Raw genomic sequence first — 18,772 nt, 5'->3', positions numbered from 1 at the left:
CGACCACAGCCTGCCACCCGTCCGAAGGGGCCCGCCTCCTCCGGCGGGCCGGGTCCGGCCGGTCGGGTGGGGCCGACCGGGGGCCGACCGGACGGCGGCACTAGCGTGAAGCCATGACGCGACGCAGTGTGCTGGTCACCGGGGGCACGGGCGGGCTGGGCGGGGCGGTTACCGCCGCGTTCGCCGAGGCGGGCTGGCGGGTGGTCGCGCCGCACCGCGACCGGTCGACGCCGGAGGCCGACCCCGAGGGCGACGCACCGGTCCGACCCGTCGCGGACCTCACCGACCCGCAGGACGTCGCCCGCGCCGTCGAGGTGGCCGCCGGCGACCCCGACGCGCCGTTGCGCGCCGTGGTCAACCTGGTCGGCGGGTACGCCAGCGGTGGCCTGGTGCACGAGACCCCGATCGAGGAGTTCGAGCGGATGCTCACCCTCAACCTGCGCCCGACCCACCTGGTGACCCGGGCGGCCCTGCCGCACCTGGTCGCGGCCGGCGGCGGCGCGGTGGTGTGCGTGGCGGCCCGGGCGGCCCTCGCGCCGTTCCCCGGGGTGGCCGGCTACGTGACCGCCAAGGCCGCCGTGCTCGGTTTCGCCTCGGCCGTGGCGGTGGAGTACAAGGCTGCGGGCGTGCGCTGCAACACGGTGCTGCCCAGCGTCATCGACACGCCTTCCAACCGGACCGCGATGCCCGACACCGACCACTCCCGCTGGGTGGTCCCCGCCGAGATCGCCTCGGTGATCCGCTTTCTGGCCTCCGACGATTCCGCGCCGACCAGCGGCGCCGCGGTGCCGGTCTACGGCCGGGCCTGAATCGCGACCGGCCCGGTCGCCCACGGCAGGGCCTGGATCGGGACCAGCGCGGTCGCCGGACCGGGCAGCCACGGCCTGACCCGCCGTGGACCCGGCTCGTCCGGCTCGTCGTCAGCGGGAAGCCATGCGGCGAGATGGTCACGGATCTCGCGGGCCACCAGGTCCGCCGGCCGGTCCCCGTCGACCGGTACGAAGCCCGGCGACTCCGGCAGGGTGCGGTAGGCGAGGTCGGCGGCGGTCAGGTAGGGCAGGCTCTCCTGGTCGGTGCCGCGCCGCTCGATCCGCCGGTACGCCTCGGCCGGCGGCACCGTCAACAGGAACGTCACCTGCGGCTGCGGAAAGACCCGGTACGCGGCCCGGACCAGCCGCTCCCAGCGCTGGCCCCCGTGTGCCCGCAGGCTCGCGTACTGGCATGCGGCGTACCGGTCCATTACCGCCACCCGGCCGGTGCACAGGCTGCCGAGCAGGGCCATGGCGATGGCGAGCCAGCGCAGCACGGACTCCAGCAGCAGCATGCCGTCGCGCCCGACCAGTCCCTGGGCGTCCGGTCGGCCGAGCCGGTGCGCGGCTCGCCCCAACCAGAGACGTCCCCCGGCGTTGCGGTGATAGGTGGCCGGGTGGCCGGCGGCGGTGAGCGCCTCGGCGAGCCGGTGCGCCTGAGTGGTCTTGCCCGAGCCGTCCACCCCGATCAGGGCCACGGTGCGCAGTCGGGCCGTGCCGCACCGAATACCCGTCGATCTGGCCACTCTCGACAGGATATCCGAACCCCGCATCACGGCCGAGAGGTTCATCCCGTTATGTGGTTGATCGCGCCCTTACCCGCGCCGCACAGGTGTGGGCGACCGGATTGCCGGGTACCGATCCGGCATCCCACCGGTAGCACTGAACGAGTTCGACGGGAGAGGCGACATGGCCGAGCGCGACGACGAGACTCTCCTGCACACACTGAAGAAGGTCGCCGCCGTGCTCAAGCAGTCGGACATTCCGTTCGCACTCGGCGGCAGCTTCGCCGTGTACGCGCACGGCGGTCACTCCAGCGAGCACGACGTCGACTTCCTCATTCGTGAGCCCGACGTCGAAGCCGCCCTGGAGGCGCTGGTGGCGGCCGGGTTCACCGCCGAGCGACCCCCGGAGGACTGGCTGGTCAAGGTCTACGACGGCGGCCGGATGGTGGACCTGATCCACCGCCCGATCGAGACGCCGGTGACCGAGGAGACCTTCGCCGACACGGTCGTGCGGCCGGTCGACGCCATCCACATGCCGGTGCTGTCCGCCTCGCAGTTGATGGTGCACAAACTGCTCAGCTTCTCCCAGCACTACTGCGACTTCGCGCGAGGGCTGCCGCTGGCCCGGTCGCTGCGGGAGCAGATCGACTGGGAACGGGTACGCAAGGAGACGCAGCACTCGCCGTACGCGGAGGCGTTCCTGGTGCTGCTGGACAGGCTGGACGTCGTGCCCGACGGCGGCACGGCCGACGGGAGGGGAACACCGTGACCACGTACCGCGACCCCGGCGCCGGGCCGCCGGACGAGTACGTCGAGGCGGAGATCCACCGGCTGCTCGCCGAGGATCCCGCCGTCGCCGAGCAGGGCATCTCCGTGGTCCGTACGGATCGCGGTCTGGTGCTCCGGGGTGAGGTGGAGAGCGCCCACCGACGGGAGGAGATCCTGCGCCGGGTAACCGAGCGCTTCCCCGAGGAGCCGGTCACCAGCGACATCGGGGTGATCCGCGCGCAGGCGCCCACTGAGATCGAGCAACTGCCCTGAGGAGGCGCGATGGCTATCCGGATCGCCGCGGTGGGCGACGTACACGTGGACGAGGATGTGGTCGGCCGTTTCCGGCCGGCCCTGGAGGAACTGCCGGACAAGGCCGACGTGCTGCTGCTCGCCGGTGACCTGACCCGGCACGGCACCGAGGCGGAGGCCCGGTGCGTGGCACGGGAGTTCGGCGGGCTGGGGGTACCGGTCATCGCCGTGCTCGGCAACCACGACCACCAGTGCGACCAGGTGCCGCAGGTGGTCGGCGCGTTGCAGGAGGCGGGGATCATCGTGCTGGAGGGCGACGGCGTGGTGCTGGACTGCGCCGGCGGCCGACTCGGCGTCGCCGGGGTGAAGGGCTTCGGCGGCGGGTTCGCCGGTCGGTGCGCCAGCGACTTCGGCGAACCGGAGATGAAGGCGTTCGTCCGCACCACGACCGAGAGCGCGGACCGGCTGAGTGCCGCGCTGCGCTCACTGGACTGCGACACGTTGGTGGCGTTGACCCACTATTCGCCGGTGCCGGACACGCTGGCCGGGGAGCCGCTGGAGATCTACCCGTTCCTGGGCTGCTACCAGCTCGGGCAGGCGGTCGACTCGGCACCCACCGCGCTGGCCCTGCACGGCCACGCGCACCACGGCTCGGAGCGCGGCACGACGCCGGGCGGGGTACGCGTCCGCAACGTCGCACACCCGGTGATCAAGCAGGCGTACAGCGTCTTCCATCTGGGTGAAGACCTTGATCAGCCGCAGGTTTCCGGAGTCGGAGTGGGGGGTATTCAGCAAACATGGAGCTGATTCTCTGGATTCTCGCAGTCGTACTGGTGGTCTCCGGCATCCTCGCGCTGTTCCGCCGGCAGATCCTGTGGGGCATCGTCCTCATCGTTGTTGGCCTGCTCGTGGGCCCGGGTGGTGTGAGCATCTTCAGTTGACGTGGCGGCGCAACGCGTCGCCTGTCCCGGACCCGCCGGGGTCGTCGTGACCGGAACTCCGTCCTCCCGACAGGAGTCACCGGCCACGGCGACCCCGGCGTGCTTGCGTCCGGGCCCGGTCCGCGTCGCGGGCCGGGATACCGCCGATCCACCGAGGCGGGAGCCCGCCCTGCCGGTGGGGTTTGCCGGCCTGACCGACGGAGAAGCAGGTGAGCATGCGAACGAGTGCGAGCGACACCCGGCGAGGCGGCGCCCGGCAGTGGTGGGCGTTGGCCGGGTTCGCGGCGGCGGTCATCGCGGCAGCGGTCATCGGCAACCTGGCCGCCGTCGGCGCTGCGGACGAGTACCGCAGCGTCGAGCAGCCCTCCTGGGCACCCCCGTCCTGGTTGTTCGGCCCGGTCTGGACGCTGCTGTACGTGACCATCGCGCTGGCCGGCTGGCTCGTCTGGCGCCGGGTCGGTTTCGGCCCGGCCGTGCTCGCCTGGGTGGTACAGCTGGCGCTCAACGCCGCCTGGACCCCGCTGTTCTTCGGTGCCGGGCGGTACGGCCTGGCCTTCGCGGAGATCGTGCTGCTGTGGTTGGCGATCGGCGTGACCGTCCTGCTGTTCCGGCGGGTCAGCACCGCGGCGGCCGTCCTGCTGCTGCCCTACTGGGCCTGGGTGACCTTCGCGGCGGCGCTGAACTACTCGATCTGGCAACTCAACGGCTGACCCGCCCGACGGCCCCTGCCGACCAGACGGGCGGATCGCCCCGATCAGCAGCAGGCCACGTCCGGCACCCTTCGCGATCGTGCCGAGGCAGCCATCCGCATCCGCGCACCGACCGCCCGTGTTGATCAAGAAGTTTGGTCACGGAGCGGGACGACTCAGGGTGCAAACTTCTTGGTCAACTCCTGCGGACCCGACCCGTTGAGGGTGCGGTCGACCGTCGACGTGGGTCGGCCGTCGGGAATAGGTCGACCGGCGGCGGGTCGCCCCTGTCACAGTGCACCGGGCATTGGGAGTGGGGCGGCGGCAGCAGGTCGCGCCATGACAATCGGCGGCCCTTGGGAGTGGGGCGGGCGTGAGCGTGGGCTTGTCCGGGGGGTGGTCCGTCGGGCCTGGAGGTCGGGGACGCCGATCGACGAGGGTGATCGCCGACGCTGGGAGCGCACCCACGCAGCGACGACAGGTTTCCGGATTGTTACTCGGTCGTGTCCGTCCCAGGGCTGGACCGCGCGAGATGCAAGCGCTTACATGTGAAAACGCCCATCGGACCGGCGCCAGGTCACCGGATGCGATCCCGGCCGGCGCCGGCTAGGAAGGAGGACGGCATGGCAGTCTTTGCCAGGCCACGCCAGGCCCTCGTGATCGCCGGCGCGCTCGGACTGGCGCTCGGCGCCACCGCCTGCGGCACCGGCAGCAGCACCAGTAGCGGCAACAACACCAACGCCGATTCCGCCGAGTGTGCCCCGTACGAGAAGTACCAGGGCCACGACGGCAAGAAGGTGTCGATCTACTCGTCGATCCGGGACATCGAGGCCGACCGGCTGGACGAGTCGTGGAAGCAGTTCGAAGAGTGCACCGGCATCGAGATCAACCACGAGGGCAGTGGTGAGTTCGAGGCGCAGCTGCCCGTACGCGTCGACGGCGGCAATGCCCCCGACCTGGCGTTCATCCCCCAGCCCGGTCTGATCCAGCGGTTCGCCGAGCGGGACCAGATCAAGGCCGCCGGCGCCGAGACCAAGGCGATGGCCGAGGAGAACTACCCGGCCGACTGGCTGACGTACAGCACGGTCAACGGCACCTTCTACGGCGCGCCGCTCGGCTCGAACGTGAAGTCCTTCGTCTGGTACTCGCCGAAGATGTTCCAGGAGAAGGGCTGGGCCGTCCCGACCACCTGGGACGAGATGATCAAGCTCAGCGACACGATCGCGGACAGCGGCACCAAGCCGTGGTGCGCCGGGATCGAGTCCGGCGAGGCCACCGGCTGGCCGGCCACCGACTGGATCGAAGACCTGATGCTGCGTACGCAGACTCCCGAGGTCTACGACCAGTGGACCAAGCACGAGATCCCGTTCAACGACCCCCGGGTCGCCGAGGCGCTCGACCGCGCCGGCACCATCCTGAAGAACGAGAAGTACGTCAACGGCGGCTTCGGCGGGGTGCGCAGCATCGCCACCACCTCCTTCCAGGAGGCGGGCGTTCCGATCACGGCCGGCAAGTGCGCGCTGCACCGGCAGGCCTCGTTCTACGCCAACCAGTGGCCGCAGGGCACGCGGGTGGCCGAGGACGGCGACGTGTTCGCGTTCTACTTCCCGGCCATCGACCCGGCCAAGGGCAAGCCGGTCCTGGGCGGCGGCGAGTTCGTGACGGCGTTCAGCGACCGTCCCGAGGTGCAGGCGGTGCAGACGTACCTCGCCTCCGGTGAGCACGCCAACAGCCGCGCGAAGATCGGCGACTGGGTGTCGGCCAACAACAAGCTCGACCTGGCCAACGTCGCGAACCCGATCGACAAGCTCTCCGTGGAGCTTCTCCAGGACGACAGCTCGGTCTTCCGCTTCGACGGGTCCGACCTGATGCCGGCGGCCGTCGGCAACGGCACCTTCTGGAAGGGCATGGTCGAGTGGATCAACGGGCGGGACACCGCCACGGTCCTCCAGGGCATCGAGAGCAGCTGGCCCAAGTAAGTCCAGTGGTGGGCCGGTCCGCGAGCGCGGGCCGGCCCACCGGCTCTGCCGACACCTCTGGGAGGGTTGATGAACTTCGACTTCGCCGCACAGGCGCCGAAACTGATGATGTTGCTGTGGGGGCTGGTCGCCTTCGCAGTGGTGGTCGGCGGCCTGCTCATCCTGCTCGACGTGGTACCGGCGTTCTTCGCCCGGCGCCGTGAGGCGCAACTCGTCGCGGCCTCCGCCGGCGGCGGCGTGCCCCTGCCCCGCCGGACCAAGCCCCGGGAGGGGCTGTTCGCTCTCTTCTTCCTGCTGCCGACCGTACTGCTGCTGATGATCGGCCTGGTCGTCCCGGCGATCCGCACCACGCTCCTGTCCTTCATGGACGGCGGCAGCCAGAACTGGGTCGGTCTGGACAACTACCGCTGGATGTTCGCCGAGGACGCGATCGTCCGGGTACTGATCAACACGCTGGTCTGGGTGACGCTGGTCCCGCTGGTCGCCACCGGCATGGGCCTGCTCTACGCCGTGCTGGTCGACAAGGCCCGGCTGGAGTCGCTGGCGAAGTCGCTGATCTTCATGCCGATGGCGATCTCGTTCGTGGGCGCCGCCATCATCTGGCGGTTCGTCTACGCCTATCGGGGTGAGGGCCAGGAACAGATCGGTCTGCTCAACCAGATCGTCGTCAGCCTCGGCGGCGAACCCAGACAGTGGCTGCTCGACTCACCACTGAACACGCTGCTGCTCATCGTGATCATGGTCTGGATCCAGGCCGGATTCGCCATGGTGGTGCTCTCCGCGGCGATCAAGTCCATTCCGGCCGACATCGTGGAGGCGGCCCGCCTCGACGGGGTCACCCCCTGGCAGATGTTCCGGCAGATCACCGTGCCCAGCATCCGGCCGGCCATGATCGTCGTCGTGGTCACCATCTCGATCGCCACGCTGAAGGTCTTCGACATCGTCCGCACCACGACCAACGGCAACTACGACACCAGCGTGATCGCGAACGAGATGTACAACCAGGCGTTCCGGTACGGCCAGAACGGGCAGGGATCCGCCCTCGCGGTCTTCCTCTTCATCCTGGTGCTACCGATCGTGATCTTCCAGATCCGGAACCTGCGTCAGCAGCGACGGGAGGGCTGAGATGACCACCACCACTCCCCCGGTCGCCGCCGGCGCCCAGGACACCAACGGCCCGTCGACGCGGGCGTCCCGGGTACGCAAGCGGCTGAACAGCCGTACCGCGACCGTGGTCGCGATCGTCATCGCGGTCGTCTGGACCATCCCGACGTTCGGCCTGCTCGTCTCCTCGTTCCGGCCGGAGCCCCAACTCAAGACCACCGGCTGGTGGACGTTCTTCCGGGACCCGCAGTTCACCCTGCAGAACTACCAGGACGTGCTGTTCGGACAGGCATCCGGCTCGGGACAACTCGCCAACTACTTCGTCAACTCGCTGGTCATCACCCTGCCGTCGGTACTGTTCCCGCTCGCGTTCGCCGCGCTGGCCGCGTACGCGCTGGCGTGGATCAACTTCCGCGGCCGGGACTGGGTCTACATCGGCATCTTCGCGCTCCAGATCGTGCCGTTGCAGATGGCGCTGGTGCCACTGTTGAGCTTCTTCTCGCGCGGAGTCAGCATCGGCGGCGTCACCCTGATGCCCGCCTGGAACCTCGACGGCGCGCAGAACTTCGCCCAGGTGTGGTTCGCCCACACCTGTTTCGCGTTGCCCTTCGCCGTGTTCCTGCTGCACAACTTCATCTCGCAGCTACCGAAGGACCTGATGGAGGCGGCGCGGGTCGACGGGGCCACCCACCCCAGGATCTTCCGCACCATCGTGTTGCCGCTGGTGGCGCCCGCGCTGGCCGCGTTCGGCATCTTCCAGTTCCTCTGGGTCTGGAACGACCTGCTGGTCGCGCTCATCTTCGCCGGTGGCAGCGACGTCACCGCACCACTCACCGTCCGGCTGGCCGAACTGGCCGGTACGCGCGGCAACGAGTGGCAACGGCTGACCGCCGGGGCGTTCGTCTCGATCGTCGTACCGCTGATCGTGTTCCTGTCGTTGCAGCGTTACTTCGTTCGAGGGCTGCTCGCCGGCAGCGTCAAGGGCTGACACCCCGGGTGGTGCCGCCGTCGACGGCGACGGCGGCACCACCCGGGACATGAGCGGGGTAAGCGTGACCAGGATCGACGACGTCGCCCGGCTGGCCGGAGTCTCCACGGCCACCGTCTCCCGGGCACTACGCGGACTGCCGACCGTGTCGGCCGCCACGCGACACCGGGTGCTGGCCGCCGCCGAGCAGTTGCAGTACGCCGTGTCGCCGAGCGCCTCCCGGCTGGCCGGCGGACGTACCGGCACCGTCGCGGTGGTCGTCCCCCGGATCACCCGGTGGTTCTTCGGCGTCGTCGTCGAAGCGGTCGAGGACTTCCTGCACCAGGCGGGCTACGACCTGCTGCTGCACAACCTCGGTGGCCGGGAGCAGAACCGGCAACGGCTGCTGCACCCCGCCAACCTGCACAAACGGGTGGACGCGGTGATGCTGGTCGCCACCCCGCTGCGGGCACCCGAGCTGAGCGCCCTCGCCGCACTCGACCTGCCCGGCGTGACCGTCAGCTCCGGCACCGACGTACCGGGCTGGCCCTGCGTACGCATCGACGACGTGGTTGCCGCGCGGACCGCCACCCGGCACCTGCTGGACCTCGGCCACCGACGCATCGCCCACATCTCCGGCGACCCCGACGACGAGCTCGCCTTCACCGCGCACCTGGACCGGCGCCGGGGCTATCAGGAGGCGCTGCGCGCCGCCGGGTTGTCACCCGACCCGAGCCTCGACGTGGAGTCCCGGTTCGACATCGCCGGTGGCACCCGGGCCACCGAGGAACTGCTGCGTCGGGGCGACCCGCCCACCGCGATCTTCGCCGCCTGTGACGAGATGGCGATGGGCGCGCTGACCGCGTTACGCGACGCCGGCCTGCGGGTACCCCAGGACGTCAGCGTGATCGGCATCGACGACCACGCGCTCGCCGGGGTGCTCGGGCTGAGCACCATCGCCCAGCCCGCCGCCGAGCAGGGCCGGTTGGCCGCGAAACTGCTGCTCGACCCGCTCGCCGGACCGCCCCGGCAGCCCGGACCGCACCGGGCCACGTCGCCGGTGATCCTGAACACTCGGCTCGTCGTGCGGGAATCGACCGCACCGGCGCGGGCACACTAACGACCAGTCACCATCGTCGTCCGGCGACCCGCCGGGCCGGCTCGATTACGGGAGTCCGTCCTGAACGACAACGCGACGCAGCAGACCACGCCCTCCGCCCCGATCACGGGCTGGTGGACCGAGGCGGTGATCTACCAGATCTACCCGCGCTCGTTCGCCGACGCCAACGGCGACGGGATCGGCGACCTGCCGGGAATCACCGCCCGCCTCGACCACCTCGCCGAACTGGGGGTCGACGCGGTCTGGCTCTCCCCGTTCTATCCGTCGCCGCAGGCCGACGCCGGTTACGACGTGGCCGACTACCGGGACGTGGAGCCGCTGTTCGGCACGCTCGCCGACGCCGACGAGCTGATCGCGCAGGCCCGCGCCCGGGGGCTGCGGGTGATCGTCGACCTGGTGCCCAACCACACCTCGTCGGCACACCGGTGGTTCCAGGCCGCCCTGGCCGCCGCGCCGGGCAGCCCCGAACGGCAGCGGTACGTCTTCCGCGACGGCCGGGGCCCGGACGGCACCGAGCCGCCCAACGACTGGCAGAGCGTCTTCGGCGGACCGGCCTGGACCCGGGTCCCCGACGGGCAGTGGTACCTGCACCTGTTCGACACCGCCCAGCCCGACCTGAACTGGGACGCACCGGAGGTACGCACCGAGTTCCTGGACGTGCTGCGGTTCTGGCTGGACCGGGGCGTGGACGGCTTCCGCGTCGACGTCGCGCACGGGCTGGTCAAGCAGGCCGACCTCGCCGACTGGCGGGAGCCGCAGGAGATCCTCTCCGGGCAGGAGGCCGACAAGCCCCGCCCGCCGATGTGGGACCAGGACGGCGTACACGAGATCTACCGGGAGTGGCGGCGGCTGTTGGACGGCTACCCCGGGGAACGCGTCCTGGTCGCCGAGGCGTGGGTGGAGCCGGCCGAGCGGCTGGCCCGCTACGTCCGCCCCGACGAGATGCACCAGGCGTTCAACTTCGAGTACCTGGTCGCCTCCTGGACCGCCCCCGCCCAGTACGCGGTGATCACCCGGTCTCTGGAGGCCACCGACGCGGTCGGCGCACCCACCACGTGGGTGCTCTCCAACCACGACGTGGTCCGGCACGCGTCCCGGCTCGGGCTGCCGGTCGGCACCGCCCGGCCCAACGGCATCGGCGTCGGCGACGAGCAGCCGGACGCTGCGCTCGGGCTGCGCCGTGCCCGGGCGGCCACCCTGCTGATGCTCGGTCTGCCCGGTTCGGCCTACCTCTACCAGGGCGAGGAGTTGGGTCTGCCCGAGCACACCAGCCTGCCCGACGAGGCCCGGCAGGACCCGACCTGGGAACGCAGTGGGCACACCCAGCGGGGCCGCGACGGCTGCCGGGTGCCGATCCCGTGGGAGGCCGACGCCCCGTCGTACGGGTTCGGGCCCACCAACGCGAGCTGGCTGCCGCAGCCGCCGGTCTGGGCCGAGTACGCCCGGGACCGCCAGCGCGACGTGCCCGGCTCGACGTACGAGATGTACCGCACGGCGTTGCGGCTGCGGCGTACGCACGGGTTGGGTCGGGGCACCCTGGAGTGGCTCTCCTCCGGCGACGACGTGCTGACCTTCCGCAACGGCGACCTGGTCGTCTCGACCAACTTCGGCCCGGAGTCCGTGCCGGTGCCCGACGGCGAGGTGCTGCACAGCAGCGCCCCGCTCAACGAGGACGGCTCCCTCCCCACCGACGTCACCGTCTGGCTCCACACCCCCTGACCGACGTAGGTCCGGTGCAAGGAAGGGCACCTTATTAACGCCTGAGGTAGAGGAAGGGCCCCTTGTTAACACCGCCCGCCGCGTGCTGCGGCGGGCCGGGCGCCGCCCTCCCGGGGATACTCGGGTAGGGCTCGCCGGCTGGCGGCTGCTGTTAACAGGGGGCCCTTGCTATGCACGAGGCGTTAACAAGGGGCCCTTCCTTACATCTGTCACAGCTTTTCGGCGCGGGTGTGCAGCAGGTCGCGGACGTCGGCGATGTCCTTGGGCGACGTCCGGGCGGCGAACCAGTACATGATCCCGGTGGGGATGAAGAAGAGCTGGAACGCGGCCAGCCCGACGGCGTAGTTCAGCGGCGGCGGGAAGGCCGCCCGCAGAGCGTGGAAGACCACGCCGACCAGCCCGTTGCCGGCCGCCCGCCCCACCCCGTTGACCAGGTTGCCGAGGCTGTAGACGGTGCCCCGGTGCTCGGGCGGGTTGGCGTCGGCGATCAACGCGAACCAGTTCGGTGAGTTCGCCGACGTCAACGCCAACGCCAGCAGCGCGGTGAGCAGGCTCAGCCCGACCGTCGGCTCGGTGAACACGCTGCCCACCACCGCCGCCACCACCGCGCCGGTACCGGCGCCGTCGGGCACGTCGATGCGGATCGGCACGAAGAACAGCACCAGGTAGAGCGGGACCGCGGCGAGGATGCCGACCGCGGCGACCAGGGCCCGGCCGGAGGGCGTACGCCGTTGCAGCGCGTCGCCGATCAGACCGCCGACGATGGAGAACACGCCGCCGAGCTGGAACAGGGTGGCGAAGACGCTGCCCACCACGATCGCCGTCGCCGGTGAGTAGCCCTGGTCGCGTGCCCGCTCGGTGAAGAGCACCGGCAGCCAGACCAGCGAACCGAACGCGGCCTGTGCGGTGAGGCCCTGCAGGACGAGCCACCGGTTGGTCCGCCGTCCGAGGATGACCGGCAGGTCGGAGCGGCTGATCCGGTGGTCGTACTCGGCGCCGCTCGCGAGCGCGGCGGCCAGTTCCGGTTCGCTCTGCCCGCGCCGGATGTCGTAGGTGAACAGGTACGCCGCGGTGGCAGCCAGGCCGACGACGGTGAGCAGGAGGAACGGGCGTCGCCAGTCGGCCGCGCCCAGCAGCCCGCCGACCAGCGTGCCGGCCAGCGTGCCGATGCCCTGGGAGAGTCCCCAGAAGCTCATCACCAGGCCACGGCGGCGGGGCGAGATCAGGTCGGTGACGACCGAGAAGCCGACCGATCCGACCGCACCGAGCCCGATCGCCGCCAGCAACTGCGCGGCGAGGAACGTCGGGTAGTTGTCGGCCAGACCGCTACCGCCGGTGCCGACCGCCCAGATCAGCGTGCCGATCATGAGCAGTGGCTTGCGGTTGGTGCGGTCCCCGAAATACGCCCAGCCGACCGCCGCGACGGCACTGATCAGGAAGCTGATCGCGGTGACCAGGCCGAGCAGGCGCTGCGGCACCGCGAAGGAGTCGGCGATCGCGCCGTAGAGCGGCGGCACCAGCCCGATCGCCACGTTGTCCAGCGAGGCGAGCAGCACGAAGACCACGACGCTGTAGATCCGGTGCGTGGCGCTCCCGCCCCACACCCGCGCGGATCGGCCCGTGCGCAAGGTCATGCCGGCAGCCAACCAGGAAAGGATATCGGCCTGGTCACCGGGTCCACCCATCCCGTCACCGCGACGGCGGACCGGTCCGAACCCGCGCCACCGATCCGCGCGGCCCGACGACCGTGCGGCCCCGCCTTGCCGAGATCACGCTCGATCCTGGATCGAGTGGCATCCCGGCGCCGCAATGACCACTCGATCCTGGATCGAGCACGACCTTGGGGCGAGCACGACCTTGGGGCGAGCACGACCTTAGGGCGAGCACGACCTTAGGGCGAGCACGACCTTAGGGCGAGCACGACCTTGGGCGGCGGGATCCGGGCCGGGGCGGTGTCGCACCCCGGCCCGGAACGCGTGCGCTATTCGGCCGTCAGGCGGTCCAGGTGACGCTCCCGGGCTTCGGCGTAACGCTCCCGGATGGCCGGTACCGGCTCGGCGGCGTACTCCTCGGTGCCGGACGGTGACCACGACGGCGGTTCCGCACCGCCGAGGGCCAGCCAGGCGGCCTGGCGGGCGGCCCCGTCGGCGACGTACTCGCCGGGGGGTGGGACGACCACCGGGCTGCCGAAGACCTGGGCGGCGATCCAGCGGACGGCGGCGGAGCGGGCCCCACCACCGACCAGGATCACCCGCCGGACGGTCGCCCCGTGGGCGGCCAGCGCGTCCAGCCCGTCGGCGAGCGCGCAGAGCAGGCCCTCCACCGCTGCCCGGGCCAGGTGGGCCGGGGTCGAGGTACCCAGGGTCAGCCCGTGCACCGCCCCGGTGGCCAGCGGCCGGTTCGGCGTCCGCTCACCCTCCAGGTACGGCACTAGGACCAGCCCGTCCGCACCGGGCGGTGCCGCCAGCGCCAGCTCGGCCAACTCGTCCAAGCCGACCCGCAGCATCCCGGCGGCGGCGTCCAGCACCCGGGCCGCGTTGAGGGTGCAGACCAGCGGCAGGAACCGGCCGCTGGCGTCGGCGAAGCCGGCGACGATCCCGGTCGGGTCGGCGGCCGGGGCGTCGGCGACGCTGAACACGGTGCCGGAGGTGCCGATCGAGACGACCACGTCGCCGGGTCCGGCGCCGACCCCGAACCCGGCGGCGGCGTTGTCCCCCGCGCCGGGTCCGAGCAGCGCACCGCCGGGCAGCGCGCCGGCCGCCTCGGCGGCACCCAGCACGGTCGGCACCCGTACCGTCCGGCCGAGCGCCCGTTCCAGCAGGTCGGGGCGGTACTCGCCGGTGGCCGGCGACCAGTATCCGGTGCCGCTGGCGTCACTGCGGTCGGTCCGCAACGCCGCCAGGTCGGACGACCCGGACAGCCGCCAGGTCAACCAGTCGTGCGGCAGGCAGACGGCGGCCACCCGGTCGGCGTTGGCCGGCTCGTGCCGGGCCAGCCAGCGCAGCTTGGTGACGGTGAAACTCGCCACCGGCACGCTGCCCACCGCGTCAGCCCAGAACTGCCGGCCCGCCGTACCGGCGCCGGCCTCCTCGACCAGGTCGGCGGCGGCCTGCGCGGAGCGGGTGTCGTTCCACAGCAGCGCCGGCCGCACCACCTCGCCCGACTCGTCCAGGCAGACCATGCCGTGCTGCTGGCCGGCGACGGAGACGGCGGCGACGTCGTCCAGCCCACCGGCGGCGTCGATCGCCGCCTGGAGGGCCGACCACCAGGCCGAGGGGTCGACCTCGGTGCCGTCCGGGTGCGGGGCCCGGCCCTGGCGGACCAGGTCACCGGTGTCCGCGTCCCGGACGACCACCTTGCAGGACTGGGTGGAGGAGTCCACCCCCGCGACGAGCGGCATGCCGTCGCCTCAGCGCGCGCCGAGCACGTGCTCGACGGCGAGCTGGTTGAGCCGGATGAAGCCGAAGCCCTTGGCGCCGGCCGCGTCGACGTCGTAGCCCTCGAACGCGCTGGTGTCGGCGAGCAGCTCGGCGTAGCCCTCACCCTCGCCCAGGGTCGGTACGCCCAGCTCGCCGACCTTGGCGGCGGCCAGTGCCTCGACCACCTCGGGGTCGGCCCGGAACGCCGCGGCCCGCTCCTTGAGCAGCAGGTAGGTCCGCATGTTCGCGGCGGCGGAGACCCACACCCCGTCCATGTCCTCGGTGCGGGAGGGCTTGTAGTCGAAGTGGCGCGGCCCGTCGTACCCCGGGCCGCCACCCGGGGCGCCGTGCTCCAGCAGGTCCACCAGCGCGAACGCGTTGAGCAGGTCACCGTGGCCGAAGACCAGGTCCTGGTCGTACTTGATGCCGCGCTGGCCGTTGAGGTCGATGTGGAACAGCTTGCCCTGCCAGAGCGCCTGGGCGATGCCGTGCACGAAGTTCAGCCCGGCCATCTGCTCGTGGCCGACCTCCGGGTTGACGCCGACCCGGTCGGGGTGGGCGAGCGTGGAGATGAAGGCCAGCGCGTGCCCGACGGTCGGCAGCAGGATGTCGCCGCGCGGCTCGTTCGGCTTGGGCTCCAGCGCGAAACGCAGGTCGTAGCCACGGTCGACGACGTACTGGCAGAGCAGGTCGACCGCCTCGCGGTAGCGGTCCAGCGCGGCCTGAACGTCCTTGGCGACGTCGTACTCGCCGCCTTCCCGGCCGCCCCACATCACGAAGGTCTGTGCGCCCAGCTCGGCGGCGAGGTCGACGTTGCGCAGTACCTTGCGCAGCGCGTACCGCCGGACGTCGCGGTCGTTGCTGGTGAAGCCGCCGTCCTTGAAGACGGGCTGCTGGAAGAGGTCGGTGGTGACCATCGGCACCACCAGGCCGGTCTCGTCGAGCGCCTTGCGGAACCGGGCGATCTGGCCGTCGCGGGCGGCGGCGTCCGCACCGAACGGCACGAGGTCGTCGTCGTGGAAGGTGACGCCGTACGCGCCCAGTTCGGCGAGCCGGTGCACCGACTCCACCGGGTCCAGGGCCGGTCGGGTGGCGTGACCGAACGGGTCTCGGCCCTGCCAGCCGACCGTCCAGAGGCCGAAGGAGAACTTGTCGGCGGGGGTGGGACGGGATGCCATTACAGACCTCCGGTGGTGTCGTCCGCTATTTGTTCAGTGGTTGAATTAAATGGCTGCGATGTGGCAGTGTCAAGGGGTGACCCGACTCGCAGCCCCGGCCGGTGGCGTACGCCAGGGCAGCCTGCGTGAGCTGAACCTCGCCCTCGTCCTCGGCCGGATCGCCGCGGCCGACCGCCCGCCCTCCCGGGCCGCGCTGGCGGCCGAGACCGGGCTGACCCGAGCCACCGTCTCGGCCGTGGTGGAGGACCTCGTCGCCGGTCGACTGGTCACCGAGGCCGAGCCGACGCCACGCGCCGGTGCCGGGCGACCCGCCCGTGGCCTGGTGCTCGCCGGTGACGGCCCGGCCGGGCTCGGGCTGGAGATCAACGTCGACTACCTGGCCGCCTGCGTGGTCGACCTCTCCGGCGAGGTCCGGCACCACACCGTGCACCGGGCCGACCTGCGCCCGGTCTCCCCCACCGACGCGCTGGCCCGGCTGGCCCGGCTCGCCGCCCAGGCGCGCGCCGACGCCGACGCCCAGGGCCTCACCCTGGCCGGCGCGGCCCTCGGCGTACCCGGGTTGGTCGACGACACCGGCCGGGTCCGCCTCGCGCCGAACCTGAGCTGGCGCGACGTGCCGGTGCCGGAACTGTTGGCCGCGCTCCCGCCGCTCACCGAGACCGTCGAGGGCGTACCGGCGCTGGTGGTGGACAACGAGGCCAACCTCGCCGCGCTCAGCGAACTGCACGCCGGCGCCGGACCGGGCAGCTTCCTGCACCTCTCCGGCGAGGTCGGCATCGGTGCCGGGATCGTGCTCGACGGCGCGTTGTTCCGGGGCGTCCGGGGCTGGAGCGGCGAGATCGGGCACATCCCGGTCCGGCCGGACGGACCGCCCTGCCGGTGTGGCGGGCGGGGCTGCCTGGAGCGTTACGCCGGACAGGAGGCGATCCTCGCCGCCGCCGGCCTGGCCGGGGCCGACCTGCCGGCCGACACCGCATCGGTGCGGCTGGCCCAACTCGCCGAGGCCGGTGAGCCCACCGCCCGGCACGCGCTGCACGAGGCCGGTACGGCCATCGGGATCACCGTGTCGAGCGTGATCAACCTGCTGGACCTGGACACCGTGGTACTCGGCGGCGGTTACGCCCCGCTCGCCCCCTGGATCCGGCCGCCGGTGCTCGCCGAGATCGAACGTCGGGTACTCACCGCCGCCTGGTCACCGGTGACCGTACGACCGGCGACCCTCGGCGCCACGGCCGCCGCGGTGGGCGCGGCGGGCTCGGTGGTGCGCCGGATCATCGCCCGCCCCGCCGGATGGCTGGCCCGGCTCTAGACCCCCGGCTTTCCTGGACGGACGGCCCTCGGAGGACCTCGGTACCCTTGCCCCCAGGCAACAAACCCGTGGACCCGAGGAGCAGAGCACCGGCATGCGTACAGGTCGACAGCGCGTGGCGCAGGGCGACCGCCGGTGACCAGGACCCGACGGGGCCCGGCCGCCGGCGCCACCGGCCGTGGGCGAGCCGGCCGCCTCGGCTCCGCCCCCTCGGTGGACCCGGATCTCGCGCGGGAACTCCTCGACGGGCTCGCCGAGGCGGTGCTGATCGCCGACAGCGTCGGGCAGGTTCTCCTGGTCAACGCCACGGCCAGCGCGCTGCTGCCGGAGCTGCACCCGGGCGTCGCCCTGCCCGGATCCCCGGTGACGATGCTGTCGCAGGCGTACGCGACCGGCGCGGACGACGTCGAGGGTGAGCACCGGGACCGGCGGCTCCGGGGCATCCGCCGCCCGTTGGCCGGTGACCGGTCGGCGTGGTACGTACGGGACGTCACCGACGACCATCAGCGCGCCGAGGCGCTGCGGACCGAGCGGGGGCGTACCGACTTCCTGGCCCAGGCCGGCCGCCGTCTCGGCCTGGCGCTACAGCGCGAGCAGGCGCTCCAGGCCGCCGCGACGCTGCCGGTGCCGTACCTCGCCGACCTGGCCCTGGTCGTGTACCTGCCGAGCGGGACGGTCGAGTACCAACCGCAGTGGATCCGGCACTCCGGCCACGGATCGACGCCGACCCTCGGCGCCGCCGGCTGGGACGCGGTCAGCGCCGTACCCGGGCTGGTCGAGGCGCTCGACGGGGAGACCGGCGTCCCACGGCCCTGGCCCGTCACCGAGCGCGGCGGAGCCGGGCCGCTGATCCCCGACGACCTCGATCCGGCCGCGACGCTGCTGGTCAGCCCGATGCCGGGGGCCGGGCGGACGGCAGGCGCGCTGGTGCTGGTGCGGACCGGAGCACGTGACGGGTTCGACCGGCGCGACGTCGAGCTGGTCCGGGAGTTCGCCGCCCGAGCCGGTGCCGCCCTGGCCACCGCGCAGCTCTACGACGAGCAGATCCACCTGGCCCGGGTCCTGCAGAACAGCCTGCTCCCGCCGGACCTGCCCGCCGTGGGCGGCGTACGGCTCGCCGGTGGGTACCGGGCGGCCGGCGACAGCCTGCGCATCGGCGGTGACTTCTACGACGTGCTCCCGACCGACGGGGGCGCGCTGTTCGCCCTCGGCGACGTCAGCGGCAAGGGCGTCGGCGCGGCCGTGCTGACCGGCCGGGTCCGGCAGTCGTTGCAGACGCTGCGGCTGGTCGAACACCGGCCCCGGGAGTTGCTCGCCCTGCTCGACCGGGCTCTGCTGGACATCCCGGACGCGACCCGTCGCGGCCAGTTCACCACCCTGCTGCTGGGCGCGCTGCATCCGGAGCCGGACGGCGGGCTACGGGTACGGGTGGCCGGCGGCGGGCACCCGCCGCCGCTGCTGGTCGACGCTGCCGGGACGGTGACCCCGGTCCAGGTGGGCGGCATGCCGGTGGGTGCGGTGCCGGGGGCGCGGTTCGACGAGGCCGAGATCCGCCTGCGGCCGGGTGAGCTGCTGCTGGCCCGCACCGACGGGGTCACCGAGGCCCGGGGCGGGCCGCACGGCACCGAGATGTTCGGCGAGCGGCGGCTGCACCGGGCCCTGGTCGAGGTCGCCGGGTCGTCACCGTCGGCGCTGGTCGACCGGGTGCTCCGGTTGGTCGACGAGTGGTGCGGCGGGCACCGGCACGACGACGTGGCGATGCTGGCGGTGGGCCCGGCCGGGCACGGCTGAGC

At 72.1% G+C, this 18,772-nt stretch carries 17 protein-coding genes; 13 read left to right on the top strand and 4 right to left on the bottom strand.

Annotated features, from left to right (window positions below):
- Positions 1-113: 113 nt before the first annotated feature.
- The gene (locus tag ABZ738_RS04220; RefSeq protein WP_357210816.1) at positions 114-809 is read left to right on the top strand and encodes an SDR family NAD(P)-dependent oxidoreductase; all 696 of its coding nucleotides are present in this window, start codon (positions 114-116) and stop codon (positions 807-809) included.
- Here the strand turns inward: ABZ738_RS04220 and ABZ738_RS04215 are convergent.
- On the bottom strand, positions 794-1,582 hold the full coding sequence (locus ABZ738_RS04215) for a dTMP kinase (protein WP_357210814.1): 789 nt from the start codon (positions 1,580-1,582) through the stop codon (positions 794-796). The two genes, ABZ738_RS04220 and ABZ738_RS04215, sit on opposite strands and share 16 nt — an antisense overlap.
- Before the next feature lie 94 nt (positions 1,583-1,676).
- Here ABZ738_RS04215 and ABZ738_RS04210 point away from each other — a divergent pair, with 94 nt between their 5' ends.
- The 10 genes from ABZ738_RS04210 (at position 1,677) to ABZ738_RS04165 (ending at position 11,073) form a co-directional block, all read left to right on the top strand.
- The gene (locus ABZ738_RS04210) at positions 1,677-2,303 is read left to right on the top strand and encodes a nucleotidyltransferase (RefSeq protein WP_255446618.1); all 627 of its coding nucleotides are present in this window, start codon (positions 1,677-1,679) and stop codon (positions 2,301-2,303) included.
- The gene (locus tag ABZ738_RS04205; RefSeq protein WP_131053599.1) at positions 2,300-2,575 is read left to right on the top strand and encodes a hypothetical protein; all 276 of its coding nucleotides are present in this window, start codon (positions 2,300-2,302) and stop codon (positions 2,573-2,575) included. The genes ABZ738_RS04210 and ABZ738_RS04205 overlap by 4 nt, the downstream gene beginning before the upstream one ends.
- A 9-nt stretch (positions 2,576-2,584) precedes the next feature.
- Positions 2,585-3,361 carry a metallophosphoesterase gene (locus ABZ738_RS04200; protein ID WP_131053598.1) on the top strand — a complete coding sequence of 259 codons (777 nt, stop codon included), beginning with the start codon at positions 2,585-2,587 and terminating at the stop codon, positions 3,359-3,361.
- Positions 3,352-3,495: a GPGG-motif small membrane protein gene (locus tag ABZ738_RS04195; RefSeq protein ID WP_162854360.1), complete on the top strand. Its 144-nt coding sequence runs from the start codon at positions 3,352-3,354 to the stop codon at positions 3,493-3,495. Before ABZ738_RS04200 ends, ABZ738_RS04195 begins: the two co-directional genes overlap by 10 nt.
- Before the next feature lie 215 nt (positions 3,496-3,710).
- Entirely contained in the window at positions 3,711-4,205 is a 495-nt protein-coding gene (locus ABZ738_RS04190; RefSeq protein ID WP_176095072.1) for a TspO/MBR family protein, read from the top strand.
- 602 nt (positions 4,206-4,807) lie between these two features.
- Positions 4,808-6,163 carry an ABC transporter substrate-binding protein gene (locus ABZ738_RS04185; RefSeq protein ID WP_131053596.1) on the top strand — a complete coding sequence of 452 codons (1,356 nt, stop codon included), beginning with the start codon at positions 4,808-4,810 and terminating at the stop codon, positions 6,161-6,163.
- 69 nt (positions 6,164-6,232) lie between these two features.
- Entirely contained in the window at positions 6,233-7,288 is a 1,056-nt protein-coding gene (locus tag ABZ738_RS04180; protein ID WP_131053595.1) for a sugar ABC transporter permease, read from the top strand.
- A 1-nt stretch (position 7,289) separates the two neighbouring features.
- Positions 7,290-8,255: a carbohydrate ABC transporter permease gene (locus ABZ738_RS04175; RefSeq protein ID WP_131053594.1), complete on the top strand. Its 966-nt coding sequence runs from the start codon at positions 7,290-7,292 to the stop codon at positions 8,253-8,255.
- Between the two features lie 64 nt (positions 8,256-8,319).
- Positions 8,320-9,354 (top strand): LacI family DNA-binding transcriptional regulator, encoded by a 1,035-nt coding sequence (locus ABZ738_RS04170; RefSeq protein WP_131053603.1) that lies wholly within the window; start codon positions 8,320-8,322, stop codon positions 9,352-9,354.
- Positions 9,355-9,414: 60 nt separating this feature from the next.
- The gene (locus ABZ738_RS04165) at positions 9,415-11,073 is read left to right on the top strand and encodes a glycoside hydrolase family 13 protein (RefSeq protein WP_176095991.1); all 1,659 of its coding nucleotides are present in this window, start codon (positions 9,415-9,417) and stop codon (positions 11,071-11,073) included.
- 209 nt (positions 11,074-11,282) lie between these two features.
- On the opposite strand, the gene ABZ738_RS04160 is transcribed toward ABZ738_RS04165, so the two are convergent.
- The 3 genes from ABZ738_RS04160 to xylA all read right to left on the bottom strand — a co-directional run bounded on the left by ABZ738_RS04160 (position 11,283) and on the right by xylA (position 15,670).
- Positions 11,283-12,707 (bottom strand): MFS transporter, encoded by a 1,425-nt coding sequence (locus tag ABZ738_RS04160; RefSeq protein WP_357210809.1) that lies wholly within the window; start codon positions 12,705-12,707, stop codon positions 11,283-11,285.
- Positions 12,708-13,054: 347 nt separating this feature from the next.
- On the bottom strand, positions 13,055-14,473 hold the full coding sequence (gene xylB, locus ABZ738_RS04155; RefSeq protein ID WP_357210806.1) for a xylulokinase: 1,419 nt from the start codon (positions 14,471-14,473) through the stop codon (positions 13,055-13,057).
- Between the two features lie 9 nt (positions 14,474-14,482).
- Positions 14,483-15,670 (bottom strand): xylose isomerase, encoded by a 1,188-nt coding sequence (xylA, locus tag ABZ738_RS04150; protein ID WP_131057701.1) that lies wholly within the window; start codon positions 15,668-15,670, stop codon positions 14,483-14,485.
- Positions 15,671-15,719: 49 nt separating this feature from the next.
- Here xylA and ABZ738_RS04145 point away from each other — a divergent pair, with 49 nt between their 5' ends.
- Positions 15,720-16,979 (top strand): ROK family transcriptional regulator, encoded by a 1,260-nt coding sequence (locus ABZ738_RS04145; protein WP_357210803.1) that lies wholly within the window; start codon positions 15,720-15,722, stop codon positions 16,977-16,979.
- Positions 16,980-17,114: 135 nt separating this feature from the next.
- Positions 17,115-18,770 (top strand): PP2C family protein-serine/threonine phosphatase, encoded by a 1,656-nt coding sequence (locus ABZ738_RS04140; RefSeq protein ID WP_357210801.1) that lies wholly within the window; start codon positions 17,115-17,117, stop codon positions 18,768-18,770.
- Positions 18,771-18,772: the final 2 nt, after the last annotated feature.

The sequence above is a fragment of the Micromonospora sp. NPDC047793 genome (assembly GCF_040642635.1).
Taxonomy (GTDB): Bacteria; Actinomycetota; Actinomycetes; order Mycobacteriales; family Micromonosporaceae; genus Micromonospora.
The sequence above is the reverse complement of the archived record's forward strand: the minus strand, read 5'-3'. Positions and strand labels throughout refer to the sequence as shown.